21 protein-coding genes and 1 tRNA gene are annotated in these 24,957 nt (G+C 56.7%); 7 read left to right on the top strand and 15 right to left on the bottom strand.

Translation table 11 applies throughout. From position 1 onward, the window contains the following. Window positions 1-25: 25 nt before the first annotated feature. From L1065_RS09330 to katG, 3 genes are all read right to left on the bottom strand, one after another. Complete coding sequence (locus L1065_RS09330; RefSeq protein ID WP_237095212.1) at window positions 26-3,445, bottom strand: translocation/assembly module TamB domain-containing protein; 3,420 nt, start codon at window positions 3,443-3,445, stop codon at window positions 26-28. Continuing rightward, the gene (locus L1065_RS09325) at window positions 3,445-5,280 is read right to left on the bottom strand and encodes an autotransporter assembly complex family protein (protein WP_237095211.1); all 1,836 of its coding nucleotides are present in this window, start codon (window positions 5,278-5,280) and stop codon (window positions 3,445-3,447) included. Before L1065_RS09325 ends, L1065_RS09330 begins: the two co-directional genes overlap by 1 nt. 131 nt (window positions 5,281-5,411) lie before the next feature. Next, window positions 5,412-7,619, bottom strand: coding sequence for a catalase/peroxidase HPI (gene katG, locus L1065_RS09320; RefSeq protein WP_237095688.1), 2,208 nt, complete (start codon window positions 7,617-7,619; stop codon window positions 5,412-5,414). Between the two features lie 171 nt (window positions 7,620-7,790). On the opposite strand from katG, the gene L1065_RS09315 reads away from it, so the two are divergent. After that, window positions 7,791-8,678, top strand: coding sequence for a LysR substrate-binding domain-containing protein (locus L1065_RS09315; protein WP_237095210.1), 888 nt, complete (start codon window positions 7,791-7,793; stop codon window positions 8,676-8,678). Here L1065_RS09315 and L1065_RS09310 read toward each other — a convergent pair. The 4 genes from L1065_RS09310 to L1065_RS15930 form a co-directional block, all read right to left on the bottom strand. Further along, window positions 8,663-9,811 (bottom strand): saccharopine dehydrogenase family protein, encoded by a 1,149-nt coding sequence (locus L1065_RS09310; protein ID WP_237095209.1) that lies wholly within the window; start codon window positions 9,809-9,811, stop codon window positions 8,663-8,665. The two genes, L1065_RS09315 and L1065_RS09310, sit on opposite strands and share 16 nt — an antisense overlap. 12 nt (window positions 9,812-9,823) lie before the next feature. Next, window positions 9,824-10,876 carry a saccharopine dehydrogenase gene (locus L1065_RS09305; RefSeq protein ID WP_237095208.1) on the bottom strand — a complete coding sequence of 351 codons (1,053 nt, stop codon included), beginning with the start codon at window positions 10,874-10,876 and terminating at the stop codon, window positions 9,824-9,826. A gap of 69 nt (window positions 10,877-10,945) precedes the next feature. Further along, entirely contained in the window at window positions 10,946-12,661 is a 1,716-nt protein-coding gene (gene dld, locus L1065_RS09300) for a D-lactate dehydrogenase (RefSeq protein WP_237095207.1), read from the bottom strand. Window positions 12,662-12,774: 113 nt separating this feature from the next. Then, window positions 12,775-12,903 (bottom strand): hypothetical protein, encoded by a 129-nt coding sequence (locus L1065_RS15930; protein WP_370641165.1) that lies wholly within the window; start codon window positions 12,901-12,903, stop codon window positions 12,775-12,777. Window positions 12,904-13,078: 175 nt separating this feature from the next. Here L1065_RS15930 and L1065_RS09290 point away from each other — a divergent pair, with 175 nt between their 5' ends. After that, window positions 13,079-14,800 carry an AMP-binding protein gene (locus tag L1065_RS09290; RefSeq protein ID WP_237095206.1) on the top strand — a complete coding sequence of 574 codons (1,722 nt, stop codon included), beginning with the start codon at window positions 13,079-13,081 and terminating at the stop codon, window positions 14,798-14,800. 5 nt (window positions 14,801-14,805) lie between these two features. Then, on the top strand, window positions 14,806-15,687 hold the full coding sequence (locus L1065_RS09285) for a bile acid:sodium symporter family protein (protein ID WP_237095205.1): 882 nt from the start codon (window positions 14,806-14,808) through the stop codon (window positions 15,685-15,687). A gap of 11 nt (window positions 15,688-15,698) precedes the next feature. On the opposite strand, the gene L1065_RS09280 is transcribed toward L1065_RS09285, so the two are convergent. Then, a tRNA-Ser gene (locus L1065_RS09280) sits at window positions 15,699-15,788 on the bottom strand. Between the two features lie 172 nt (window positions 15,789-15,960). Between L1065_RS09280 and L1065_RS09275 the strand changes: the two genes are divergently transcribed. Further along, window positions 15,961-17,286, top strand: a complete 1,326-nt coding sequence (locus tag L1065_RS09275) for a P-loop NTPase fold protein (RefSeq protein ID WP_237095204.1) — start codon at window positions 15,961-15,963, stop codon at window positions 17,284-17,286. A 265-nt stretch (window positions 17,287-17,551) separates the two neighbouring features. Here the strand turns inward: L1065_RS09275 and ychF are convergent, their stop codons facing one another. Together ychF and L1065_RS09265 are read right to left on the bottom strand one after the other, a co-directional pair. Beyond that, on the bottom strand, window positions 17,552-18,649 hold the full coding sequence (gene ychF, locus L1065_RS09270) for a redox-regulated ATPase YchF (protein WP_237095203.1): 1,098 nt from the start codon (window positions 18,647-18,649) through the stop codon (window positions 17,552-17,554). Between the two features lie 55 nt (window positions 18,650-18,704). After that, window positions 18,705-19,241 carry a pseudouridine synthase gene (locus tag L1065_RS09265; RefSeq protein WP_237095202.1) on the bottom strand — a complete coding sequence of 179 codons (537 nt, stop codon included), beginning with the start codon at window positions 19,239-19,241 and terminating at the stop codon, window positions 18,705-18,707. A 97-nt stretch (window positions 19,242-19,338) separates the two neighbouring features. Between L1065_RS09265 and trpA the strand changes: the two genes are divergently transcribed. After that, complete coding sequence (gene trpA, locus L1065_RS09260) at window positions 19,339-20,130, top strand: tryptophan synthase subunit alpha (protein WP_237095201.1); 792 nt, start codon at window positions 19,339-19,341, stop codon at window positions 20,128-20,130. A gap of 192 nt (window positions 20,131-20,322) precedes the next feature. After that, window positions 20,323-20,925, top strand: a complete 603-nt coding sequence (locus L1065_RS09255) for a hypothetical protein (RefSeq protein ID WP_237095200.1) — start codon at window positions 20,323-20,325, stop codon at window positions 20,923-20,925. A gap of 114 nt (window positions 20,926-21,039) precedes the next feature. On the opposite strand, the gene L1065_RS09250 is transcribed toward L1065_RS09255, so the two are convergent. After that, window positions 21,040-21,507: a MarR family transcriptional regulator gene (locus tag L1065_RS09250; protein ID WP_237095199.1), complete on the bottom strand. Its 468-nt coding sequence runs from the start codon at window positions 21,505-21,507 to the stop codon at window positions 21,040-21,042. Next, on the bottom strand, window positions 21,494-22,615 hold the full coding sequence (locus tag L1065_RS09245) for a twin-arginine translocation pathway signal protein (protein ID WP_237095198.1): 1,122 nt from the start codon (window positions 22,613-22,615) through the stop codon (window positions 21,494-21,496). The genes L1065_RS09250 and L1065_RS09245 overlap by 14 nt, the downstream gene beginning before the upstream one ends. Before the next feature lie 95 nt (window positions 22,616-22,710). Between L1065_RS09245 and L1065_RS15925 the strand changes: the two genes are divergently transcribed. After that, a complete protein-coding gene (locus L1065_RS15925; RefSeq protein WP_370641164.1) occupies window positions 22,711-22,902 on the top strand; it encodes a hypothetical protein in 192 nt (63 codons plus the stop codon). Window positions 22,903-23,018: 116 nt separating this feature from the next. Here L1065_RS15925 and L1065_RS09240 read toward each other — a convergent pair whose 3' ends face one another. The 3 genes from L1065_RS09240 to L1065_RS09230 all read right to left on the bottom strand — a co-directional run. Continuing rightward, window positions 23,019-23,981 (bottom strand): Hint domain-containing protein, encoded by a 963-nt coding sequence (locus tag L1065_RS09240; protein ID WP_237095197.1) that lies wholly within the window; start codon window positions 23,979-23,981, stop codon window positions 23,019-23,021. Between the two features lie 285 nt (window positions 23,982-24,266). Continuing rightward, window positions 24,267-24,653 carry an aminotransferase class III-fold pyridoxal phosphate-dependent enzyme gene (locus tag L1065_RS09235; protein ID WP_370641179.1) on the bottom strand — a complete coding sequence of 129 codons (387 nt, stop codon included), beginning with the start codon at window positions 24,651-24,653 and terminating at the stop codon, window positions 24,267-24,269. 65 nt (window positions 24,654-24,718) lie between these two features. Further along, window positions 24,719-24,957: NnrU family protein (locus tag L1065_RS09230; protein ID WP_305082548.1), on the bottom strand; the 239-nt coding region annotated here is incomplete at its 5' end.

The following is a 24,957-nucleotide window of genomic DNA, read 5'->3' as shown; positions in this document are numbered from 1 at the left end:
GACAAAAACGTGTGCCAAGCCCCGGTCAGTAATCTTTCTCAAAAAAGATCCCGAGCGATGTGTTCCCTTCAGACGTCACCTTACCCCGCGCCGTTAGATTAGAGGTGATATCGACATTGATGGTCACTTCCGTCGTTTGCCCGACTTCCACATCCGTATAGACATTTTCGCTGATGTATTTTCCCGCGCGCACAGCGGCATTGCCTTCATCATCAACGCGGATATCCAGATCATCAAGGTCGAACCCGCGGCGGAGCTTTGCCACCACACCTTCGCCCCCTTTACCCTGAAGTTGTCGCACGGCATTCGCCAGCTCCAGCGCCTGAAAGGCAGACAGCTGCGCGGCATCCCGACCAAAGAAGATCTGTGCCAGCACCTCGTCTTCGGGCGCGTCGGGTGTGGCTTCAAAGGTGACTTCAGGCGCACTTGCGCGTCCTGTCACAACGACGCTCGCAGTGCCTGTATCTGTTTGGGTGGTGGCAACGAAACGAATGAACGGGTCCAGATCGCCAGACAGTTGGATCGATCCCTCATCCAGCGCAAATCGTTTGGTCAGCAAATCAAGACGGCCACGGATCAACTCGAACCGCCCTGAGGATACGATTGCATCTGTGGTTCCGCCGATTTGGATGCGCCCGCCCAATTCTGCATCCAACCCGCGCCCGCGTACGAAAATGCGGTTGGGGGCCTCAACTGTGACGTCCAGGCCTATGCGGAACGCAGTTGACGCAGCGCTGCCCGAAGCGCCCTCTTGCGCGGTTTGGCCGATGCCCGCTTTGCGTTGGGTCGCTGTCACGGCATTTGACGCGCCGACATGTGCGATTTCCGGCACAATGGAGAACCCACCCAATCCTGTAGACGGAACCTTGATGCGTGTTTCATCTAAAGTAACCAGACCGCTGATTTGCGGCGCTGTTCTTGCGGGACCCGTGATTTGCAGACGCCCCGTCACCGCCGTGCGGTAAAGCGCTGGATCGATCACTGCCAAACGATCCAACGTAATCGTTATATCTGCTGGCAGGTTACCCGACAGCCCTAGTGATCCATCCGCTGTCACCCGTCCCCCCGTATTGGCCTGGGCCTGAAAGCTGATCGTGGCATTTTCGCCAGCCAAATCAATTTGGCCGACACCGCCTTCAAGCGCGATCCGCGCGGTCGGAGCAGAGACGCGAACATCGCTCAGACCGACACGCCCGGACACAGACGACAAATCCAGCGGCCCGTTGACCTGCAGATCAAAGCCCGCTTGCCCTTGTATCCGTTGCGGCGACAAAAATGGGTTCAGCAGCCCCAAGGGAAGTCCACCACGCACGCTCAGGTTTGCACGGCCCGTTGGTGCCACAACGCCGCTCAGGGTCGCATTGGCAGCCGCTGGCCCGGTGATCGCGCTTTCGATTTGCCAGCCATTCGTCCCTTCCGACGCCGTCCCCGATAGTGTGGCGGGGCCAGAAAACCCATCAACCAAACGGCCGATATCAGGTAGTCTTGCATCGAAATTCAAGCGTGGCTGCGCGCCCGTTACAACGCCTTGCACAGCGGCCGAAACGCCAAATGGCCCGCCACCTTCAACGTCGATTTGCCACACATCGCCTTGCGCCATGGCTGTCCCTGCAACGGTCACAGGCCCGTTCGCACCAGGTGCAACCAAAGCTGCATTTGCCAGACGCAAATCGAACGATGCATTGCTTTGCGCGCCTGTTAAAAAGGCATCGCCCGTCAGATCAAGCTGCGGGTTGTTGATTTCAAGGGCGTTTACCCGCAGCCCCTCTTGCGAGCGCACAACCTGCGTTTCAAGCTGTGTGACACCCGCCAGAATGCGGTCGGCCTGCGCTTGTCCGATCCACAAGCGGTTGGTCTGGCCCGACACCTCGACAGAAAAGGCGCCCCCCAAGTCAGCAAAACCGGCAAGGGTCAAATCGGCGCGTCCGCGCAAGGGTTGTCCGATCAACCCTGCAAAACGCGACAACTGCTCAGCCACCAGATCAAGGTCAAAATCGGTTCGCAACGCCTGATCTATCCCTTGGACCTGCGCCGCGCCTTGCAACTGATAATCTGCTCCGCCAAGTGAAATCTGTGAAAACCGAACGGGCGCGCCTGATTGCAAGGCAAGCGTGAATTCACCGCTGACACTGTCACCAATTGCCCTTTGCAGATTCGCATCGGCAAAAGCCATATCTTGGGCGGCGAACGAGACATCCCCGTCCAAACGCCCGATACGCGTTTCATCAGCCACGGGATCAAGCGTGCCACGCGCCGTCAGACGCAAGCTTGGTATTGCAACCTCATCGCGCGTCAGCCCGTCAACGCGTGCAAATCCGCTCCATTGATCCGCGCTGCGCGTGTCGTATTTCAACAAGACATCTGCGCGGTCAATGCGCGTCGCCGCACCAGATATCGGCAGCAAAACCGCACTGCCATCACGCGATGCGATCTGCCCTTCGATGTCGACAAATGTTGGCCAGAACGCAGGTGTCAGCGTGACTGCGCCGCGCAGATCAAGCGCGTCTGTCTCAAGCGCAAGACGGCGCAAAGTGATCGCCCCATCCTCGTCGCGTGCGCCCGTTATATCGAGCGCAATATCATCGCCAAAAAAGGCGCGGTATTCGGGCAGAAACAACGGGGCCACATCCCCGCGCACATCAAGGTCAAAGCCACGTTCGGCACTGTCTGCCGCCTGGCTGGTCACAAAACGCCCTGTCAGGCGATCCTGACCTTCGGTTGCAAGGGCAATGTCAGCCGCGAAGTTGGCCAGCGGACCCGCGCCTTCGATTGTCGCAGAAATGCTTGGATCGCGTGGCAATCCTGCCAATCGCGCAAGAATGCCTGACTGCCCCTCGATCAAGGACAGGTTAATATCAAGGTTTTCTGAGGTTGTCGCATAGGTCGCGTTGCCCTTGAATTGACCGATCTTGCCATCGCTGCGCCTGAGGTCAAAAGCAACAGTGCCATCCCCGTTAGCAAGTGATGCAGCGCCCTGAAACGACAGGGTCACCGCCTCACCGATCAAAGGCGCTCCCAACGAAAGTTCTTGCACCGAAAGCGCGCCGATCTGGATGGACACGGGCAATTCAGGCAGCGAAAAGCCAGAGGCTTCGGCATCTGGCAGCCCCGTGTCGACGGGTTCAGGTGCGCGGGCAACAAGAATGCGCGCGGCACTCATCTGCTCGATATCGATTGCACCTTGCAACAAAGCGCTGCGGTTCCATTCGATGGCCGCGCCATCAATCTCGAGCCAAATGCCCTTTTCATCGGCAACGGTAATTCTGGAAATGGTCGCGCGACTGGAAAATGCGCCAGAAAATCCTTCGATCCGCACCGTACGACCCGGACCACCAAGCTGCTCTTCAAGAAGCTCGGCCAGATATCCACGATCCGTTTCCTGTTGCGCTTGCGCAGGCAGCACAGAGCACCAGCAGGCAAACAAAAGACACAGCAGCCACCGCATCAAAACGACTGCCCGATGCCGATGTAAACCTGAAACGAGGATGCGTCTTGCGGGCGGTCAATGGGCACAGCAACATCAAAGCGGATGGGACCAATGCCTGTGTCGTAACGCACCCCTAAACCTGCCCCGCTGTGCCAATCCCCTGCACTTGTATCGCCAAGCCCTTCCGAACCGATAAAGCCCGTGTCAAAAAACGCCACTACCCCAAGCGTATCGTTCAGCGCATAGCGCGCCTCAACCGACAGGCCCAGAAAGGCGTTCCCGCCAATTTGCGACCCGCCACCCAGATCGATGCCAAGCGATTGATATTCCTGTCCGCGCACCGTTCCACCGCCGCCCGAGAAAAACAGGAAATCGGCAGGGGCATCTTCTACATCAGGTCCAAGGACTGTTCCGATTTGCGTGCGCAAGGCAAGCGTCAGCGCCTGCATTTGGGGTAAGGTGTAATAAGCACGTCCGTCAAACGACAGCACCGCACCATCGGGCGTGCCATCCAGACCAATATAGGGCATCGCACTTGCCAGTGCAAAATAGCCTTCCTTGGGATTGAGCGTATCATCGCGGTAGTCAAACTGGACGGTCGCAGGCGCGGTCAGGATGGTGTAATCCTCTTCGCCCAAGGCATCTGTTGTGCGCGCCCGTTCGTAGCCAATGGCAAATGTGTATTCGCGCCGCGGCGTCGCATAGCGTTTGATGCCCGCCTCTACGCTGAATTTACGAGACGTGAACGACGGCTCATTAAGGCGCTCAAGGTTCGTTTCAATAAAGAAATCCGTGTCTTCGTTGAACGTGGCGGGGCGGCTGAAGCGCGCACCAAGTTCGTAATCTTCGCCGCCAGACTGGCCGCCAATACCGCCCACGTCAGCTTCGATGCGCAATCGTTCAGCCCCGCCGAGGAGATTTCGGTGCAACCAAAACCCCGAAAGCTCCAAACCTTCCTGCGACGAGATTTCGGCACCAAACCCAAACCGCCGCGGCAAGCGATCAGTCGTTTGCAGCTCAATATCTAAAGTGCCGTCTGCGTTCGCGCTGTCGGCTTCTGACAAGGCCACAACATCAAAAGTGCCCGTGCGCCGCAGCCGCGCGGCAACACGGTCCAGTTCATCGGGCGAAAACCGCTGACCGGTCGGAAGGCCTGCAATATCGATCAAACGGTCGGTGCGCACGGCGCTGTCGTTGGTCAAGACAAGCGTGCCAAAACGCAGTTGGGGGCCCGGATCAAGAACGACACGAACGTCCAGTTCCTGTTGGGGATGTCGCGCAGCGATCTGTTGTGACGCCACATCTGCTTTTGCGTGTCCCGCGTCACGCCAGTGGTCAACCTCGGCCCCTACAGCGTCGCGGATAATGGTCAGCTTGGCTGGTTCGCCAGATGAAAACCCTTGGGTAAGGGGATCATCATTCGCGCGCGGGCTAATTTGCGCCTGACCAAAGCTGAAACGGGGGCCTGTGGTGATCGTGATTGTGACGGTCCCCACCTGCGACGGGGGGCTGACGGGGGAAAACGTAGCCGCCTCGCGACCATCAAGCGTGATTGCAATGACAGGTGCGTAGTATCCTTCGTCATAAAGGGCTGCGATCAAACGGGCATAATCGGCCTGTGCGGCGCCCAAAATGTCCTGTGCGTCGGCATCGTCCTGTCGGCTTAATGGACCAAGCAACGCTGCATTTCCGACAGTGCTAAACGCCTCTTCCTCGGCGTCTTTCCAAACCCACTTCAACTCAAACGCACTGGCCTGCGTGGCCAGAATGCCGGCGATCAAAGTGGTTGCCAGAAAGCGGGTCAGGCGCGACACGGGGGGCAAATCATGTCCTTTGGACAAATGGTAATACATTCACGTGTCTAAACATCAAATGGCACAAAGCAAAAGGGGCAAGCAGCCAGCATCCGCAATTTCCTGCTGAACGCCCCACAAAAAAAGGCGCCCTCCGAAGAAGACGCCTTTGTCATCACCTCAAGGCAGTGTCACTTCACGTCGAAGCGGTCCAACTCCATGACCTTGGTCCAAGCTGCAACGAATTTGCCGACAAATTCATTGCCTTCTTGTGCATAGACCTCGGCCACAGCGCGCAGTTGCGAGTTTGAGCCAAAGACCAGATCGACCCGCGTGCCTGTGTATTTTACCTCTCCGGATGCGCGATCGCGCCCTTCAAAGATTTCTCCGTCCTCTGCCGATGGTTTCCATTCGGTCGCCATATCCAACAGGTTGACAAAGAAGTCGTTGGTCAACGTGCCTTTGCGATCTGTGAACACACCGTGATCGGTACCACCGTGGTTGGCGCCAAGGACGCGCAAACCACCGACCAGCGCTGTCATTTCGGGTGCTGTCAGGTTCAGCAACTGCGCGCGATCGACCAACATTTCTTCGGCTGAAAAGCTGAAGGTTTTTTCTTGGTAGTTGCGGAAACCATCTGCTTTTGGCTCAAGCGGTTCGAAACTCTCGGCGTCGGTTTGATCTTGGCTGGCATCCATCCGTCCGGGTGTGAATGGCACCTCAACATCATGACCAGCGGCCTTGGCCGCGGCTTCCACCGCAGCAGACCCACCCAACACAATCAAATCAGCAAGCGAGATTTTCTTGTCACCGTTCGCGCCGTTAAAATCGCCTTGGATGTTTTCCAAAGCCGCCAGCACTTTGGCCAGCTTTTCAGGCTCATTGGCGGCCCAGTCTTTTTGTGGCTCCAAACGAATGCGTGCCCCGTTTGCCCCACCACGCAGGTCGGACCCACGGAAGCTCGATGCCGAGCACCACGCGACCGAGATCAGATCTTCGGATGGAATACCTGCCGCTAAAATCGTTTCTTTCAGCGACGCGATATCGCCTGCATCAACCAGTTTATGATCAACTGCAGGGATCGGGTCCATCCAGATCAGTTCCTCACTGGGAACTTCTGGCCCCTGGTAAAGCGACTTGGGCCCCATATCGCGGTGGCACAGTTTGAACCATGCACGCGCAAAGGCATCGGCAAATTCATCTGGGTTGGCATGGAACCTGCGCGAGATCTTTTCATATGACGGGTCCATCCGCATCGCCATGTCTGCGGTGGTCATCATCAAAGGCACTGTGCCGTTGCCGTCAACCTGCGGCGCTTGGGCGGCGCCTTCGGTTTTGGGCGTCCACTGATTGGCACCTGCGGGCGACTTTGTCAGTTCCCACTCATAGCCAAACAACACGTCAAAATAGCTCATGTCCCAAGTTGTCGGCGTTGGCGTCCACGGCCCTTCGATACCGCTTGTGATCGTATCTACACCTTTGCCTGATTTATGCGTGCTGAGCCAACCGAGGCCTTGCGCTTCGATTGCACCGCCTTCGGGCTCTACGCCAACAAGGGCGGCATCACCTGCGCCGTGGGCTTTGCCGAACGTATGACCACCGGCCACCAAAGCGACGGTTTCTTCGTCGTTCATCGCCATGCGGGCAAAGGTTTCGCGAATGTCACGGCCCGATGCGAGCGGGTCAGGGTTTCCGTCGGGACCTTCAGGGTTCACATAGATCAAGCCCATCTGCACGGCAGCAAGCGGATTTTCCAACTCGCGGTCGCCCTCGTAGCGGCTGTTTGGCCCACCTGATTCTTCAAGCCATTCGGTTTCGCGGCCCCAGTAGATATCTTCTTCTGGCTCCCAAACATCGGCGCGACCACCACCGAAACCAAAGGTTTTGAAACCCATCGATTCAAGTGCCACGTTGCCCGCAAGGATCATCAGGTCGGCCCATGAAATGGCGCGACCGTATTTCTGCTTGATCGGCCACAACAGGCGGCGCGCTTTATCAAGGTTGCCATTATCGGGCCAGCTGTTGAGCGGCGCAAACCGCTGCGTGCCGGACCGCGCGCCCCCGCGGCCGTCTGCGGTGCGATAAGTGCCTGCCGAGTGCCACGCCATACGAATGAAAAACGGGCCGTAGTGACCGTAATCTGCGGGCCACCATTCCTGGCTGTCGGTCATCAACGCAGTCAGATCAGACTTGAGCGCCTTATAATCAATCGCATTAAAGGCTTCAGCGTAGTCGAATTCTTCGCCCATAGGGTCGAGTGCGGGTGCATTTTGATGAAGGATTTTGAGGTTCAACTGGTTCGGCCACCAGTCCTTGTTCGACCGCACGCCAAAAGTGGTGTGCAACGATGCGCCGTGCATGATTGGGCACTTACCGCCGCTGCTGTCGCTTCCGTCCATCATGATGCTTTCTCCTGTTATCCATAAAATCTGTCTTAGGATCGGATGTAGCGTATCGTGCAGGTGTAACCACCCCGAATAGCGCGTCCCCTACCCAAGTTAGAATCTTTCTAACATGCGCGATCAATAACGAAAAGTTGCATTTAGCTATAAAACCGATATGAAATTATTATGGCAAATGTTACACTGAAACAATTACGATATTTTGAGGCGCTTGCCCGTCACGGCCATTTCGGTCAGGCCGCAGACGCAAGTTCGGTCAGCCAGCCTGCCCTATCGGTGCAAATCAAAGAGCTTGAAGACAATCTTGGCGCATTACTTTTTGAACGCACGCCACGACAGGTCAGGCTGACCCCGCTCGGTGAACGTATCGCGCCACGCATCAGTGACATTTTGCAGTCTGTGGACGAGTTGTCTGATATGGCGCGCGCCGCGCAAACGACGATGGCGGGTCGCCTACGCATCGGGATCATCCCGACGATCGCGCCCTACCTATTGCCAAAACTTATTCCAGCGATGGGGACCGCGTTTCCGGATCTTGATTTACACGTCCGCGAAACCGTCACACCCCGTCTTTTGGAAGAGTTGGGCAATGGCGTTTTGGACACAGCTATTCTTGCCTTGCCCTCGGACCAAGCGAACCTGACCGAGGTGTCTTTGTTTGACGAAAATCTGGTTTTGGTGCGGCCAGACAGCCTTCGGGATGCACCAATGCCAAGCCGCTCTGAGCTGATGGACATGCGATTGTTGTTGTTGGAAGAGGGCCATTGCTTCCGCGATCAAACCCTATCGTTTTGCAATATGGGCAGCGCCCTGCCCCGCAACGGTCTTGACGGAAGTTCGCTTTCCACATTGGTGCAAATGGTCGGTGCGGGGGTGGGCGTTACCCTTATCCCTGAAATGGCTGTGCCGGTTGAGACAAAATCAGCGGCCGTCTGCATCGGGCATTTTGCGGATCCACAACCAAAGCGCACCGTCGGGATGGTCTGGCGCAAGACCAACCCGATGCATGATCACCTGATGCGCATTGGTGATCTTATCCGCTATACGGCGGTGTGATCGACCACGTGCAGGTGTTGCGCCAGCTTTCCGACCTCGGAAAGCCACGCATCAACCAACGCGGGGTCTGAGGGCGCGGCACTGACCCCTGCACCGATCTGCCCCGCCAACACAGCATCAACTGCAAGCGAGACAGGCACCGACACCAGACGCGCCATCGCATTGCCGCGTGCGTCGCCCCAAGCGTCCATCACATAGGTCTTGTGATAAACCGCCGCCCCGTCGCGCTTGGCCAGAAGCTCCACACAAAGAACAACGCGGTCAGGCTCGCCTTCGTCATAGGCATGCGCGGCCCAAAATCCGTCGGACATTTCCTTGAGCCGCGCATCGCCTTTAGCACCTTCAAGCGTTTCGATTTCTTTGAAAATATCTCCCCATGCCTCGGCCCATCCATTGAGCCGCATAGTGCCGCGCACAAATGTTTCGACACGCCAAGAGGGGTCAAACTGATAGTCCCTGATAAACGGCAGGCTGTCGCGGTTGGGGTAGACCTCAAAACTCTCGGGCACGGGCAGCGGGGCTTCATAGCTCGACAGGCTGTCCCATGGACGGGCCACATCATGCTCTTTGAAATCCTTGATGGACTTGGACGGCGAACGCAGCGCCTTGAGCACACCAAGCGGCGACCAGCTGAATTTGTAGCGGAAAGCGTTTGGAATTTTAGGAATGCCGCCGCAATAGCTGCGAAAACTCAGCGCGTTGTCCGCATCAAATGCTTGGGACGCGCGATAGTCCGCCACAAGCCAATGCGCCATCAGATGATCAATACCGGGATCCAGCCCCACTTCGTTCACACAGGCCAGACCCTTTTGCGCAAAGGCGGTGTGCAACGCGCGCATTTCAGGGGCGATGTATGACGATGATACGAAATGCGCATCCGACTGAAGGCATGCTTTTGCAATCGGCACGTGCCAGTCACCGGGCAGCATTGAAATGGCAACATCCCCCGCTTGCAGCCGCCCTGCCAGAGCGTCCAAATCAAAGGCGCAAATCTCGACCGAAAGTCCTGCAAGCGCCTCTTGCGCTTTTTCGATTGTGCGGTTCCAGACAACAACATCGCGCCCCTGTTCGATCAGGCGACGCAATCCGGGAATTGAGGAAAGGCCAGTTCCGACCCAATGAATGGTTGGCATGACAGTCTCTCCTTACAATCGGTTCAAATGGGTTTGGAATGTCTCATACGCGCGGCCCCAGACACCTTGATCCATGTGATCAAGCTGCAGCAGAACAGGTAGCAATTGCGCTGCATAGTCGGCGCTGCTTTCCACGGGCAGCATGGATGGCAGGTTATCAATCGCCATAACGTCCAGCGGGGGATTGTCGGCCACATGGACCAAAGGCTGCTCGAAGGTGGTGGAATGGGTATAGATCGGCACGGGGTTGTAGCTGCTGTTGGGATCGCACGAGACGTCCGCCACAACACGCAGCGCGCGCGGTGCATCCACAGATGACTTTGGCACAAAGACAGGCACATCAGGGCCTGCAAGGATACAGTTCACAAACATCGTATGCTGCATGATCTGCGGGAACGGCCCGCCATGTTTGGTTTCCTCGATGTCCCATTTGGTCACGGGAATACCCACTGCGTCACACAGATCACTGGCGCCTGTGCCAACCCGCCCTTTTGCCCCAATCACAATCGCACGCGGTGTATCGGGCACGTCCGTCATACGCCCCCTTAGATCATCCAGAAGAGCGTCCTTGCCATCAAAGACACCAACGGACCCAAGGTCGTGGCCATTGTGTTGTGCAGCAAGCGCCATGAGCCCCGCGGCAGCGCCGGCAAAGCCTGCCCAATAGCCAAACGCAGCGACGCGGCGACCTGCGTCATCGACCAAATACTCCAGATCATAGAGCGCCCCACCACCCCGTTTGAAACGGTTCAAAAGGTCTGGCCCATCCGCCTGCCCTTTGAAAGCATGGCCAAACATGATGTGGCGGTGGCGCAAATCTGGGCCATCGGGGTCCAGTTCTTTCAAACCAAATACGATCACGTCATCAGGGGCATTCATCCAATCACCCGCTTGGGCAATGGTGCAACCTGTCGCCTTGAACCCCTGTATCGGAATGGCACGCGCATCGCTGGTTTCGACGGTGACGTCAAAACCAGCGTCCATCAACGCGGCCACCCCTTCGGGCGTAACTCCGACGCGCTGTTCAAACGGGCGTTGTTCGGCACGCACCCAGATATGTGTCATGATAAAAGCCCCCCGATTGCACTGGGCAAAGGGCTATCCAAGGTTTTTGCGTTTTGCAATCGCTGGCGTCTATTCAGCCGCCGTCTTATTGGCGCTACACCCGCAGTCATCGCCGTAATTACGCGCACGGGATGTTTTGCCAATTCCCGGGTTGAACGAGTTTGTGGGGTCCAACGTCTTGTAGTGATCGACCAACGCAGGCTTGGCTTTATAAAGATGACCCACGTTGTGTTCTGCGGGATATTCTGCGCCGCGCGTGTCCAACAGCTCTAGCATACGGTCTTTAAGCGCTTTGGCGTCCACACCTTTTTTGACGATGTAATCTTGGTGGAACACATGACAGAAAAAATGGCCGTAATACATCTTGGCCTCGATCTGGTCATCAATTTCCTTTGGCAGAACCTCGACCCAGTCTTCATCATTGCGGCGAAGCGCGATGTCCAAAGCCAAAATATCTTCGACCGTGTTGGGGTTCACGTTTTGATACCGCACCGCGGCCCCCGCTGCGGCAAAGCGGTGAAGCATCGCTTTCTTGGTTTCTTTCGCGTCGCATGCAAACCAGCCATCTTTGCCAACGGTTTCGTTCAGGAGTGTTTCGGTCACCGCCGCTGTTTCGCCAGAGACTTTCAGAATCAAATGATGTTCAAACCGCGCGCGAAATTGCATCATGCGTTTGGGCAAGGCGTTGGGCACCATGCGCGAGGCCAGTTGCATCACGCGGTCCACAAGGTTCTTGGGCAGCAGCGGCAATTTGTTGAGCCGCGCATCTATCGCGCCTTTCATGGCAAAAAACATCGGCAATTTGTCCGTGCCGAACCAGTCGATCATCAGCAACGTGTCTTTGCCGTAGACCTGTGCGATGTCGAAACACGCGCGGTGAAGATATTCCGCACTAATCGGCAACGGGTTCACTTCGGTCAGGGCACGACGGCGCAAGGCGGTAAGGTCGGCGGCGTCATTTGTGCCGATGTAATACACCTTTTCGCCTTCTTCGATGGGGAAGGTGTCAAGGCGCACGGCAAAAACGGCCAGCTTGCCTGCACAACCTGAAGCTTCGTGCAATGTCCGCGGATCGGCGTTAAACCGCGCGGGGCTTGGCGCATCGACGTCACGCACACGTGTTTCATACCCGTCATCGGACGCGCGTCCTGCATCCATCACATCCTGGGGTGTAAAGCGTCCTTCATCCAACGCGCCAAGGATCTCCTCGGGCGAATTGCCCAACTGCACCCCCAGGTGGTTAACCAGTTCCAACGTCCCATCTGCCGTGATCTGCGCGTAAAGCGACAGTTCGGTAAACGACGGACCGCGTCGCACAAGCGAGCCGCCAGAGTTGTTGCACACGCCCCCCATCACCGAGGCTCCGATGCAGCTTGAGCCAATGACCGAATGGGGCTGACGCCCGTAAGGTTTAAGCAGTTTTTCCAAGCCAAACAGCGTGCCACCCGGATGGCTGATGATCTGTTTGCCGTCATCCAGTACATGCAATTTATCAAGGCGCAGCGTGTTAACGATCACCACGTCACGGTCATAGCTGCCCTTTGGCGTCGAGCCTTCGGTCAGGCCTGTATTGGCGGCCTGCATGATCATGATCTTGTCGGCCTCAACGCAGGCTTTGACCACATGCCATTGCTCAACCAAAGATCCGGGCGAAACCACAGCAATCGCCTCGCCTTCGCCCGACCGAAACCCTTTGCGAAAGCGTTCCGTCTGGCGTGGGTCGGTCAGCACATGCTTGGGGCCAACCGCCTTTTGCAAACGTTTAATCAGCGCGTCATTGGTCATCGATTGGTCCTTTCCCAGAAGGCGACGGATGGCAGCCATGTGGCAAGTGTTAGGATCAACAATACCAGAACAAGGCACAACACTTGCAACAGGACAAATGGAACCACACCGTTTTAGATGTCTATCGGCTTGATATCGGGCGGGCAGACGCCTTTGAGATAGAACAACGAAAAGCCAACCCGTGGTGTCAAAAGGCTGGTTTGCAGGGTGACTGCGATAAGGATCAATCCAAGTGGGTGCATATGGATTTCGTTGAACGCTCGTTTCGCACGGGCGCTGATCTGGCACGCCGCGAAGCACTTTCGCGCAAACGAGCCGCACAAAACAGCACCGAAAACGAGTTCGCCCTAACGTTACAATCGACAGCCCGTTTTTACATGCTATCCTTCTTCTCAATAAATGTTGGGAGGCATTTTCATGACATCGCAGACCCGTCCCTGGACGGCCTTCTATGGGCCGGACGTTCGCGCGGATATTCCAAGCGCGTCTTATCGCACCATCGGCGATCTGGTGCGCAGCGTTGCTGACACGCACCGCGATGCCCCTGCATTTACCAACTGCCTACCCAATGGCATGAACGGCACCCTGACCTTTGATCAGGTCGATGAAATGTCTGATGCATTCGCGGTTTATCTGCGCGAAGTGGCCGGGCTGACCCAAGGCGACCGTGTCGCCCTGCAAATGCCCAACTGCCTGTCTTTTCCGATCGCAGCTTTCGGCGTGCTGAAAGCCGGCTGCGTGTTGGTGAACGTCAATCCGCTTTACACCGCCGAGGAAATGGCGCGTCAGTTCAATGATGCCGAACCCCACGCGCTGGTGATCGTGGATATGTTTGCCGACAAAATCCCTGCGGCCACAAAGGGGCATCCCATCCCAAACATCATTGTCACCCGCGTGGCCGAGTTTTTACCCGCCCTGCCCCGCGGCATTGTCGGTCTGGTTCAAAAACACTGGGACAAATCCGTAAGCCGCATTGAAATTCCGCATATTCGATTGCCCGACGCACTTAGCGCGGGCCGCAAACACCGTGATGGCGAAAAGATCGAAGTGGATGCCTACCACCAGGCCGTCAGCCCCGATGACATCGCCTGCCTGCAATATACGGGCGGCACAACGGGTGTGTCGAAGGGCGCGATGCTGACCCACGCCAATCTGATCATGAATATGGAACAGACGATGGAGCTGATCTCGGGCGTGGAAAAAGGCAAGGAAGTCGCCCTGACAGCGCTGCCGATGTATCACATCTTTGCTTTTACGGTGAACCTTCTTGGGTTTTACTGGCTTGGTGCACACAATGTTCTGATCCCCAACCCGCGCCCGCTGACAAACCTCAAGCGCGCGTTCGAGAATTACCAAATCACATGGATGAGCGGCGTGAACACTCTGTTCAACGGGCTGACAAACGAGATCTGGTTCACCGACACACCGCCAAAACATCTGAAATTCGCCTCGGCGGGCGGTATGGCATTGCAGGCCTCGGTCGCGCGGACATGGCAAGACATCACCGGCAAGCCCGTTTTGCAAGGATACGGTCTGACCGAAACATCCCCCGTCCTGACCTTTGAGCCGCTTGGCAAAACCCGCGAAGGCAGCATCGGCATCCCCCTCCCCTCGACCACGCTGGCCTGCCTTGATGAAAACGGCGTCGAGGTGGCCCAAGGCGAACGCGGCGAGATTGCCGCCAAAGGCCCCCAAATCATGGCGGGCTATTGGCGCAAAGACGATGAGACTGCCAAGGTCATGCACGACGATTGGTTCCTAACAGGCGACATCGGCGTGATGGACGCCGACGGATATTTCCACATCGTGGATCGCAAGAAGGACATGGTCGTCGTATCAGGCTTCAACGTTTATCCCAACGAAATTGAAGACTGCCTTGCCTCCCACCCCGGCATTCTGGAATCGGCCGTAATCGGTGTGCCTGATGCTGCCACAGGCGAAAGCGTTAAGGCGTTCATCGTAAGACGCGACGACAGCCTGACAGCAGCCGATCTCAAAGCGCACTGCAAGGCGCACCTAACAGCTTATAAGGTGCCCAAGCAATTTGAGTTCCGCGATGATCTTCCAAAGTCAAATGTCGGAAAAATCCTTAGAAAAGATCTGCGCGCCCAAGAGCTTACGCAGCACGCAGCGGAGTAAGCACCATGGTCGGAGCCTTTGAACAAGCCATCCTTGCGTTGATGATTTTTGTGATCATGCTTGGCATGGGGGCGTCTCTTACGCCACGCGACTTCTACCTCGCATTGCGCAGGCCTTATGGGCTGGCGATTGGCGTCATCTCGCAATACGGGTTCATGCCGCTCATCGGCTTTATTCTGGCGCTTAGCCTGACACTGCCCGAGGCCATCGCAGTGGGACTTCTGATCATGTCATGCATGCCCGGCGGAACAACGTCCAACATCTTCACCTATTTTTCAAAGGGTAATCTTGCGCTGTCGGTTTTGATGACAGTGACCTCAACCGTCGCTGGCGTCATCTTGATCCCTATCATATTGGTTGTTTATTCCAACGCACTCGATCTCGAAATTCCGCGCGAAAACATCATTGCCACGCTTGTGCTACTGCTCGTGCCCGTTGGGATTGGTATGGTCTTGCGTAAATTCAGCGCGAACGTTGGTGCCGTGACCGAATTCTTCGGCTCCGTCCTCGCTTTGTTTTTTATTGTGTTTTTGATTGTCTCTTGGGTGCCGCGCAACTGGCAATTTTTGCTAGAAACAACGTCAGGAACCTATATTGCCTCGATCTGCTTGGGCTTATTTGGCATCACCATCGGCTATCTTTTCGCGCGGGCACTTCGGTTGCATCCGCGTAATGCCCGGACCGTGGCGCTGGAGACAGGCATCCAAAACGGCCCCCTTGCAATCGCAATCATCGCCTTCACCTTCAGCGGTACCGAGGCACAATCCTACATGGCCGTGCCAGTCCTCTATTCGCTTTTCATCGTAATTGTATCAACCTGCGTGACGCTCGTCTTCCGTCGCGCCAACGTTGCCGCCGAACAAAAGCTACCCGATAGTCTTTTGTGATCAACAGGTTATGGCGGAGACGAAGGGATTCGAACCCTCGAGACGGTTTCCCGCCTACTCCCTTAGCAGGGGAGCGCCTTCGACCACTCGGCCACGTCTCCGTGGACCGCTTTATATAAGGCTTGGACGGGGGGCAAGTGGGAATTTGGGCCCGCTATACAACGCCTTAGTCAAAAAATAGCGTCGGACAACGGCGTCTGCTATGCGTATGGCCTAGCGTCTGACCAGCGTCAGACGTTTTCGTTAATTTTTGTTAAGAGTTAGAAGGCAATTATGGCTCGCATCACCCCTCCCTCACCTGAAATTACCCTCTACAAAGATGGGTTCGAAGGCCACGACAAGCTTGGCCGCGAGAAAACAGGGGACCGTCTGTCTGATCTGGTTGAACGCATTGAGGAACCCATGGTCATCGCGCTGGATGGGGGATGGGGTACGGGCAAGAGTCACTTTTTGAAGTGTTGGGTCGGCCACCATTTGCAGCGCGAGGGCAACACAAGCCAGACGGTTTACTTTGATGCTTTTGCAAATGACTTTATGGATGAGCCGTTGGTTTCATTGCTGGCGTGTATGGCGGATGTTTTCGAGGAACATCTTGAGGCAGTTGAACAAAACAAAATGGATCGGGTGAAAAAAGTCGTTTGGAGACTTGGACCTGCCGCCCTGCGTATCGGCGCGAGCATTGCGACGTTTGGGGTGACCAATCATTTGGGCGACCTAGGCGATGTCGTCGCAGAGGGTATCGGCGCGGAGGTGGCCAATTCAGCCGAAGGGTTCTGGAAACAGGCACAGGAGCGCCAGTCAGTTATGCATGAGTTTCATAACGCACTGGAAAGCCTGACGGTCGACAAGGAAGGACAATCGCGCAAACTGATCATTGTGGTCGATGAACTGGACCGATGCCGCCCTGACTATGGCCTCGCGCTATTGGAAATCATCAAGCACTTCTTTGAAGTCCCGAATGTGCATTTCATTCTTGGCACAAATGTGCGCGAGTTAGAGAACAGTGTCCGGGCGAGATATGGCAGTGGGATAAATGCAGGGCTGTATTTGCAAAAGTTTGTGACGGTCACAATGGGATTACCTTCAAAAGTTGACCAAAATACTCCGACCTCCGATCGTTATTTCGAGCATGTTGCACCTGAAATGGGCATTCACAAAGACCGCGTCAGTTTAGTAGTGGGTGCGTTAGAATGCTATAAAAGCCGATCTGAGATTGGGCTACGAGATATTGAGCGTATCACAAGTATAATAGCGTTGTGGCCTACCAGCCTTGGAGCCAGTACAAATTACCACGTTGCTTCAACCTGTACGATCTTCAAAATTCGGCATCCCGATTTTTATGATAAAATACGACATGGTCAGGCGACATTGGACGATATTGGTGCGTACTTTTTGCTCCAGCCAGATCAAAACAATACGACCACCCCTCATTCCGCATACGTGCTTTGGCGTGCATGGGCGAATTATCTGGCGCCAACAGCGCTAAATGACGGGTCCATGAATGGCTTTGATTTATATCATTATAGACAAAACACGAAGATCCTCGCGGAATTTCTTGAAGAAACTCTCGAAACAATAAGTATCGAGGGGTTGGCTTAATCGCTACAACCCTTTCTGTGTTTTGGGCCGTTCCGACAAAAAACTCTTACCCAGTGCTGCGACCTGCTGTCGGGCTAAAGGCCCCGTTACTCTGCATGAGTTTGGTTTTTTGCGTAACGTCGCAATTTTGCTTTTTCACATGGACCAAAGGCAAGCAGAAGGCACTGTCACAACACTCCAGTGCTTCCGCTGATGTTTGCGCAGGGCGCGATTTTCGAAAATCGCGGCCGGCAGGTTTTTCCAAAAACCTGCCCCCTCTCGCCCCTCACGTATTAAACAAAAAGTGCAGCACGTCGCCGTCTTTGACGGTGTAGGCTTTGCCCTCTGCGCGCATTTTGCCCGCTTCCTTGGCGGGCTGTTCGCCGCCCAAGGTTACGAAATCGTCGTAGGCGATGGTCTCGGCACGGATGAAGCCTTTTTCGAAATCACCGTGGATCACGCCCGCGGCTTTTGGGGCGGATGTGCCTGCTTTGATCGTCCATGCCCGGGCCTCTTTGGGGCCGACGGTGAAGTAGGTTTCCAAGTGCAGCAATTCGTAGCCTGCGCGGATCAGGCGGTCGAGGCCTGCTTCCGTGAGGCCCATTTCGTCGAGGAACATCGCGGCCTCATCGGCCTCAAGCTGGCTGATTTCTTCTTCGATCTGGGCGGAGATGATCACGTGGCTGTTGCCTTGGGCGGCAGCCATCTCGGCCACAGCGGCGGAGTGGGCATTGCCTTCGGCGCTTTCGGCCTCGCCCACGTTGCAGACGTAGAGCACGGGTTTGGTTGTCAGCAGTTGCAGCAGTTTCCAGGCTTTGGCGTCGTCTTCGTCCACCTCGGCCAGGCGGGCGGGCTTGCCAGCCTCCAGCGTTTCCATCGCCAGTTTGAGAAGCCGTTCTTGCTGCACTGCTTCTTTGTCGCCGCCGCGCACTTTGCGCACGATGTTTTGCATGCGTTTTTCGATGCTTTCCATATCGGCCAGCATCAATTCTGTCTCGATCGTTTCGGCGTCGGCCACCGGATCGACGCGCCCTTCCACGTGGGTCACATCGCCGTCTTCAAAGCAGCGCAGCACGTGGGCAATGGCGTCGACCTCGCGGATGTTGGCCAGAAACTGGTTGCCAAGCCCCTCGCCTTTGGAGGCCCCTTTGACCAGCCCTGCGATGTCCACAAAGGTCATGCGTGTGGGAATGATTTCCTTGGACTGGGCGATGGCGGCCAGTTTGTCGAGGCGTGCGTCCGGCACGGCCACTTCGCCCACGTTTGGCTCGATCGTGCAAAAGGGGAAGTTGGCGGCCTGTGCGGCGGCTGTGCGGGTGAGCGCATTGAACAGCGTGGATTTGCCGACGTTGGGAAGGCCGACGATGCCCATCTTGAAACCCATGGTGATCCCCTTTGATCCAGTGTTTGGCGCGGCTTACTGCGAAGGGGGGGCAAGATCAAGCGTGACGCCATGTGCCAGGTGGAAGGTCGTTTAGCGTCCAGTCGCCCACAGAGCGGCGGATGAGGCGCAGGCACGGCAGGCCCACATGGGCGCACATTCGGCGCACCTGACGGTTGCGTCCTTCAGTGATGGTCAGTTCGATCCATGCGTCGGGGATGGATTTGCGCACGCGGATGGGTGGGTCGCGGGGCGGCACATCGGGGGTGATCAGGCGGGCTTTGGCGGGGCGCGTGGGGCCGTCCTTAAGGGTGACGCCGTTTTGCAGGGCGGTCAGCTGGTCCGGCGTGGGCGTGCCTTCGACTTGGGCCCAGTAGGTTTTGGGCGTTTTGCTGCGGGGCTGTGTGAGGCGCGCTTGCAGGCGGCCGTCATCGGTGAGCACCAGCAGTCCTTCGCTGTCGCGGTCCAGACGGCCTGCGGGATAGACCGATGGCATGTCGATATAGGCCGACAGCGTGGGGCGTTCGGTGGGGCTGCGGGCATCGGTGAATTGGGACAGCACGCCGAAGGGTTTGTGAAACAGGATCGTTGTCATGGCCTGCGTGATGCACGGCGCGGCGCGGGCAATCAAGCCTCTTGCGTTTGGGCTGCAATTTCGGCACATCGGTTTGAGTTTCAAAAGGACCGCCGACATGACCCGTATCGATGCAAAATTCGCCGAACTGAAAGCGCAAAACCGCAAGGCGTTTGTGTCTTATGTGATGGCGGGTGATCCTGATTTTGACGCCTCGCTTGAACTGGTCAAAGGGCTGCCTGCGGCGGGCGTGGACATCATCGAGTTGGGTCTACCGTTCACAGACCCGATGGCCGATGGCCCTGCGATCCAACTGGCCGGTCAACGCGCGCTTGAAGGCGGCATGACGCTGGACCGCACGCTGGAACTGGCCACGGAATTTCGAAAGACCGATGACACCACCCCGATTGTGATGATGGGCTATTACAACCCGATCTACAGCCGCGGCGTTGATCTGTTTTTGACCCAAGCCAAGGCAGCAGGCATCGACGGTCTGATCATCGTGGACCTGCCCCCCGAGGAAGACGACGAACTGTGCATCCCCGCCCAAGCCGCGGGGCTGAACTTCATCCGCTTGGCCACGCCAACGACAGACGTCAAACGCCTGCCCAAAGTGCTGCAAAACACCAGCGGCTTTGTCTATTACGTGTCGATCACAGGGATCACAGGCGCGGCCGAGGCCCAAGGCGCCGACGTGGCCCCCGAAGTGGCGCGCATGAAACAAAGCACCGACCTGCCGATCATCGTGGGCTTCGGCGTCAAAACGCCCGAGAAGTCACGCGAGATCGCAGGCATCGCCGACGGCACCGTTGTGGGCAGCGCAATTGTGCAAAAGATCGCAGAAGGCAAACCCACCGACGAAATTCTGGCCTTTGTGAAGAGCCTCGCGGACGGCGCGCACGCGGCTTGAGGAAGTGACGTGAGAAGTGGGGTCCGATTTAAGAGATGCGGCACGTTACGACAATAAATCTACGGGACAAGCCGCTGTAGGCGGGCCACGCGACACATATTTTCAAGATGAATTTCGGCGATTTTGCTATCATCCGACAAAACTATTTTGATTTTTGAACTATCCAGGGGTCATAAATGCAAACATGAATACATGGGTTGGGAAGAGAGCATGCATCTTCAAGGGAAAGAACTCGTTTCTCTATCTACACAGCGGTCAGCGAGAGCATTGACAGTCACTGCACTGGTCGTCGTTTTGGCAAAACACTATTCTGTCCTTCCCGCTGATCTTGAACTCATCGGTGTGACCATAAGTCAAACTGCTGTATCAGGCGCGATTTTCTGGGTTATCGGATTTCAAGTGATCAATCATGTTGTCCATTGGTGGGGCGATTTCAGTTCCATATGGTCTTGGAACTCAGAAGAAAAAGTAAATGGAGTTGCTCGTATAAGTGCGGGATCTCACATCTTAACAAAGCTTGAAAAAACTATAGAAAGAATTGAGGTTTTTCTAGAGGAACGACGCTCCAACCCAGGGTTTGAAGAAAACTACCCCGATAAAATTGCCACGCAACTGTGCTCAATGCACAAAGAACTCTCAGAGCTTAAACCCTCGATAGAATCCTATCGTAGCTTTGGTGCTTTCTATTTTTTTGGATGGTTTTTGGTATTTCCCATTGTACTTGCGTTTGTCGCGCTTTTTTGGGCACAGCTTACGAACGTGGCATTTTTGGCTGAGTCGGCGCCCCACAACTGAATCAGTTAAAGCCTTTTGTCATTGATCAATCCTTTCGACTTATGTCGGCTTGGCTTTTAGCAAGGTCGCTGCGCCCCAAGAAACCGAAGGCGGCTTCCCGCAAAGCGCCTCCCCTCACCCCCGTTTGGCGTCCATGATCGTGCGCAGGGCTTCGAGTTGGGGCAGCATCGCTTGCACGCGCTCGAGCGGGAAGTCTTGGGCCAGTTCAGCCACATCGGGGCCGAGGGCTGTGACCGCGCCCGCGGCGAGTGTGCGCCCCTCTGAGGTGATGAACACGCATTTGCTGCGCTTGTCGGCGGGGTTGGGCTGCACGGTGACAAAGCCCGCTTTTTCCAAGCCACCCACCGTGTGTGTCATCGAGGTTTTGGGCACCTGAAAGGCCGAGGCCAGTTCCATCAACGTGCGCCCGTCGCGCACGCGGATCAGGTGGTTGAGCACCGAAAAATGCGGCAGGATGATGCCCTTGGGCAGACGCGCCTCAAGAAGTGTGCGGCTGAGTTGGGCGATGATCCCAATCTCGTTGAACAGGCGGAAATAGGCAGCCCCTACTTCCGCCTGTGATGTGGTGTCAGGTTGCGTCACGCAGGCGGGTCTCCAGTTTCCAACGCGGTGTTCGCGCTGGTGTCGGACCGTAGCCCAGAAGCCCGAGCATTTGAACCGTCTCGTTGGGGGCCGCAAATTCGGTGTGCATCGCCGTGTAGTACGGCGCGACCGCGTCGTATTCCTGCAAGGCTTGGCTGACGGGGCGCACGGCCAGCCCTGCCCCTGTGGCGGCAAGGTTGAGGCGCAGCCAGCGGCGGCCAGCGTCGATCTGATCGGCGCGGGTGTTGCCTTGGGTTTTCGTTAGAACATAGGCCGGCGCGCCCAGAATGGCGGCGTTGGTCGAGTTGATTGCGTCCTGCGAGCCGGGGTTTTGCGGATCGCGGGCGGCCTCATGGGTAAAAAGCCCTGCAACGGCCAGTGCTTCGAGCATCGGGCCGCCTGCGTCGATGCCATCGGGGTTGGCGATGATCTCGGCCTTGCCGATGCGCAACAGATCGATGGATTCCATATAGGCGTCGGTGGTGGACATTTCGGTCAGCCAAGCGCCAGAGGCCAGCTCGCGCAGGCGGGCGACTTGGGTGGCATCTGTCACGATCTGCGAATGGGCGCGCAGCGGGTCGGCGGCCGCGCCTACGGGGGTGGGGTCAAACGCATCCTTGTGGCTGCGGCGCTGCATGACATGGGCAAACAGCGGATCGGCTGCCCCGCCCTCGCGGAATGTGCATAGGGCGACGGGGCCGTCTTCGCCTTGCGGGTAGAGCGTTGTATCAACGGCGAAACCTGCCTGCGCGGCGGCCATATCCATCAGTTCCAGAAAACAGCCCATGCCGATGGTCAACTGGCGCGCAAAAGGGTCGGTGACGGGCAGGTTGCGAGCAGGGTCGCGCCAGATGGCCACTTGATCGATGCCGCGCATTTCGGCTTCCCACGGTTGGCGGTTGTGGGGGTTGGGGGCCAGCAAAGCATAGCTGAGCGCATTCATGCGCGGGTCGGCATATCCGCCTGCCATATCCCAAGGTTGAAGGGCGGCGTGCGGTGTGCGCGTGCCAACGAATGCAGCAGTGCTGGCCGTGGCCGCAAAGATCGTGCCGCCGCCGATAAGGCCGAGCATCTTGCGGCGGGACATTTTGGATGTGTGTTGGGTCATAGCCCGTCTCCTATATAATACGATATTGGACTATATAATTCGATATCGGACCAAACAAGTGCAATATTGCACTTTTTATAAAGATAAGCAGAAGCGTGCCGATCATCGTGGGTTTCAGGGCGAAAACCCCCGGGCCGTCCCGCGAAATTGCAGGCATCGCGGATGGCACAGTGGTGGGCAGCGCGGTTGTGCAGAAGATCGCGGACGCCAAAACTCACCGACAAAATTCTTGCTTTTGTGAAGTGCCGCGCGAACCGTGCGCACGCGGCTTGGGGGGGTGGGGGTAATACGCAGCGAATTGCGGGTTTGGGCCCAATCCGACCAATGCTGCAAAATGAACAGAGGTCCGCTTTTGCGGCAACTGGTCTAATCCTACAGACGGCAAACACCCTTGCCGCACCCTTCAGGCCGCCGCCTGATGCTTCAGATCAGAGAATGGAATTGGGTAGGCGGCACCTCCTTGGGAACGAAGGTCAGACCTCCTCAGGATTGGCGCTGCCGGAACAAGTGATAGGTCTCGCGGCGCGTTTGGCGGAAGAATGGTGTCTGCTTGCGCTCCAATCAGCAGTGTCTCGACCGCGAACCCGTTCGCATCCACAATGCTGTGCTCGTCCAAAAGGAGATGCAGATAGACGGCCCGTTTCAATCCAATTCGTTGGCACGAATGCGGCATCAACCGCACCGGAAGTAGGCCAGAAGTGCGACCTGCTAGATCCACAAACACGCGATGCTGTGGCGATAGATCTACATGGCGTCCGTCTGCAGCTCTGATCCGCCATGGTTTGTCACGAGCGTCATGGGAAGAAAAATCAATCGCTCTGCGAGCAATCCAACGGATCGCTTTAGGGCCAGTGTTGGTGCAAACAAAGTCGCCCTTTCGCAATTGTTCGACCCGTCGCCAGCCATCAGGCACACGGATCCGCGTGCCCCTCAGAAAGCACGGCGGTGGGGCGCTGCCGGGGTTTGGGCTGGACTGCGTGTAATAAGTCTGACCTCCATCGTCCGATTGCATCGACTGGGATCCGGTGTGCGTTCCGACATCATCGGATGTCTCGCCGCTGGCCGGACCGTTGATTGCGTTGATCGTCTGGCCCGAGGAGACAAACTGAAACACCTCGCCGGTGTTGCGATCATACAGCGCAAACGCCCGGGCAGAGTTGATCGGCCCCGATGAGATCACGTAGACGTCGCCTGTGGCACCACCGCCATCGATCGCGCCCAGATTGACGGCCTGCATCCGTTCACCGCCGTTATTGTAGTACGCGATGCGCAGGTCCGATACGTCATAGCCTTCGTCGACCCGCACCTCGACAAAGTTGCCGTTATCACCAGTTGTCTGAAATTCGGATATGAAGGGATCTGCCATGGAACCGCACTTGTTTTGCTATGCATGACATTCCGAAGTTAAAAAATTACGAAGTTCTGCCGGTTTGATGTGGAGCATTTTAGCTAAGCTAAACGGTCTAAGTCAGCGTCAAGTATGTCCAAAGCGTCCGCTACTGCCTCAAATTAGCTTCCGTTTCACTGCATCAAATTCAAATCCAGCTAGGTGATCATACTGTGCACGAGAAAGTTCGGGCTTAGTCCAAAAGCAGACGTTGGCCCAACCCGCAGCGAACGTTAACCTGGTCCCGCAAAGCAGACCGTCCCCCTACCCCGCCGCTTGGATACTGTCCTCCAAAACATCCGTGAAGTGATCAATCTCGTCGTCGCTCACAATCAAAGGCGGTGACATCGCGATTGTGTCGCCAATGATGCGGAAGAACACCCCACGTTTTTCGGTCTCGGCCCCGACCATTGCGCCTGTGAGCCCCGATGCGGGGTCCAGTTCCACGGCAGCAATCAGCCCTTTGGACCGCACGTTGCCCACAGAATTCATCGTCTTGAACCGCTCAAGCCGCGTGGCCAGATGGGCGCCGCGCGCCTGCACGGTGGCTTCCACGTCCATACGCTCGTAAATCTCGATCGCTTTGAGCGCGACTGCGCAGCTGACAGGGTGGCCCTCGTAGGTCAGCCCGTGCCCGAATGTGTCCGCTATTCGCGCGCGTCCTAAACCATTTCAGCTCCAAAAAGCCGCGCCTGTCACAGCGCGGCTTTTGGCATTCACCAGGCTGAAACGCCTATCACCACGGGATGCAACGCCGCGAGTGTCACAAAACCCACGATCCCGGCAAGCACGCGCAACACTGCTCCGCTCCATGACGACGGCAAATGCAGCAAAGGCGCGTCCCTAACTGCCGTGTCCAGCGCCTCCCACACCTCTGCACCCATGTTGTGCCGTTTGCGGCGATTTATCAGCGCGCGGCCCGCAATGGCAAAACTGCCCAGCACGCCAAATAACA

Source organism: Nereida sp. MMG025 (assembly GCF_021654165.1).
Taxonomy (GTDB): Bacteria; Pseudomonadota; Alphaproteobacteria; order Rhodobacterales; family Rhodobacteraceae; genus Nereida.
Note: the sequence above shows the minus strand (reverse complement) of the source record. Positions and strands in the feature narration are given on the sequence as shown.

Bases quoted from the DNA above. Each gene is read 5' to 3' on its own strand.
- L1065_RS09330 (WP_237095212.1), bottom strand. From the start codon at position 3,445: ATGCGGTGGCTGCTGTGTCTTTTGTTTGCCTGCTGGTGCTCTGTGCTG.
- L1065_RS09325 (WP_237095211.1), bottom strand. From the start codon at position 5,280: ATGTATTACCATTTGTCCAAAGGACATGATTTGCCCCCCGTGTCGCGC.
- katG (WP_237095688.1), bottom strand. From the start codon at position 7,619: ATGGACGGAAGCGACAGCAGCGGCGGTAAGTGCCCAATCATGCACGGC.
- L1065_RS09315 (WP_237095210.1), top strand. From the start codon at position 7,791: ATGGCAAATGTTACACTGAAACAATTACGATATTTTGAGGCGCTTGCC.
- L1065_RS09310 (WP_237095209.1), bottom strand. From the start codon at position 9,811: ATGCCAACCATTCATTGGGTCGGAACTGGCCTTTCCTCAATTCCCGGA.
- L1065_RS09305 (WP_237095208.1), bottom strand. From the start codon at position 10,876: ATGACACATATCTGGGTGCGTGCCGAACAACGCCCGTTTGAACAGCGC.
- dld (WP_237095207.1), bottom strand. From the start codon at position 12,661: ATGACCAATGACGCGCTGATTAAACGTTTGCAAAAGGCGGTTGGCCCC.
- L1065_RS15930 (WP_370641165.1), bottom strand. From the start codon at position 12,903: ATGCACCCACTTGGATTGATCCTTATCGCAGTCACCCTGCAAACCAGC.
- L1065_RS09290 (WP_237095206.1), top strand. From the start codon at position 13,079: ATGACATCGCAGACCCGTCCCTGGACGGCCTTCTATGGGCCGGACGTT.
- L1065_RS09285 (WP_237095205.1), top strand. From the start codon at position 14,806: ATGGTCGGAGCCTTTGAACAAGCCATCCTTGCGTTGATGATTTTTGTG.
- L1065_RS09275 (WP_237095204.1), top strand. From the start codon at position 15,961: ATGGCTCGCATCACCCCTCCCTCACCTGAAATTACCCTCTACAAAGAT.
- ychF (WP_237095203.1), bottom strand. From the start codon at position 18,649: ATGGGTTTCAAGATGGGCATCGTCGGCCTTCCCAACGTCGGCAAATCC.
- L1065_RS09265 (WP_237095202.1), bottom strand. From the start codon at position 19,241: ATGACAACGATCCTGTTTCACAAACCCTTCGGCGTGCTGTCCCAATTC.
- trpA (WP_237095201.1), top strand. From the start codon at position 19,339: ATGACCCGTATCGATGCAAAATTCGCCGAACTGAAAGCGCAAAACCGC.
- L1065_RS09255 (WP_237095200.1), top strand. From the start codon at position 20,323: ATGGGTTGGGAAGAGAGCATGCATCTTCAAGGGAAAGAACTCGTTTCT.
- L1065_RS09245 (WP_237095198.1), bottom strand. From the start codon at position 22,615: ATGACCCAACACACATCCAAAATGTCCCGCCGCAAGATGCTCGGCCTT.
- L1065_RS09240 (WP_237095197.1), bottom strand. From the start codon at position 23,981: ATGGCAGATCCCTTCATATCCGAATTTCAGACAACTGGTGATAACGGC.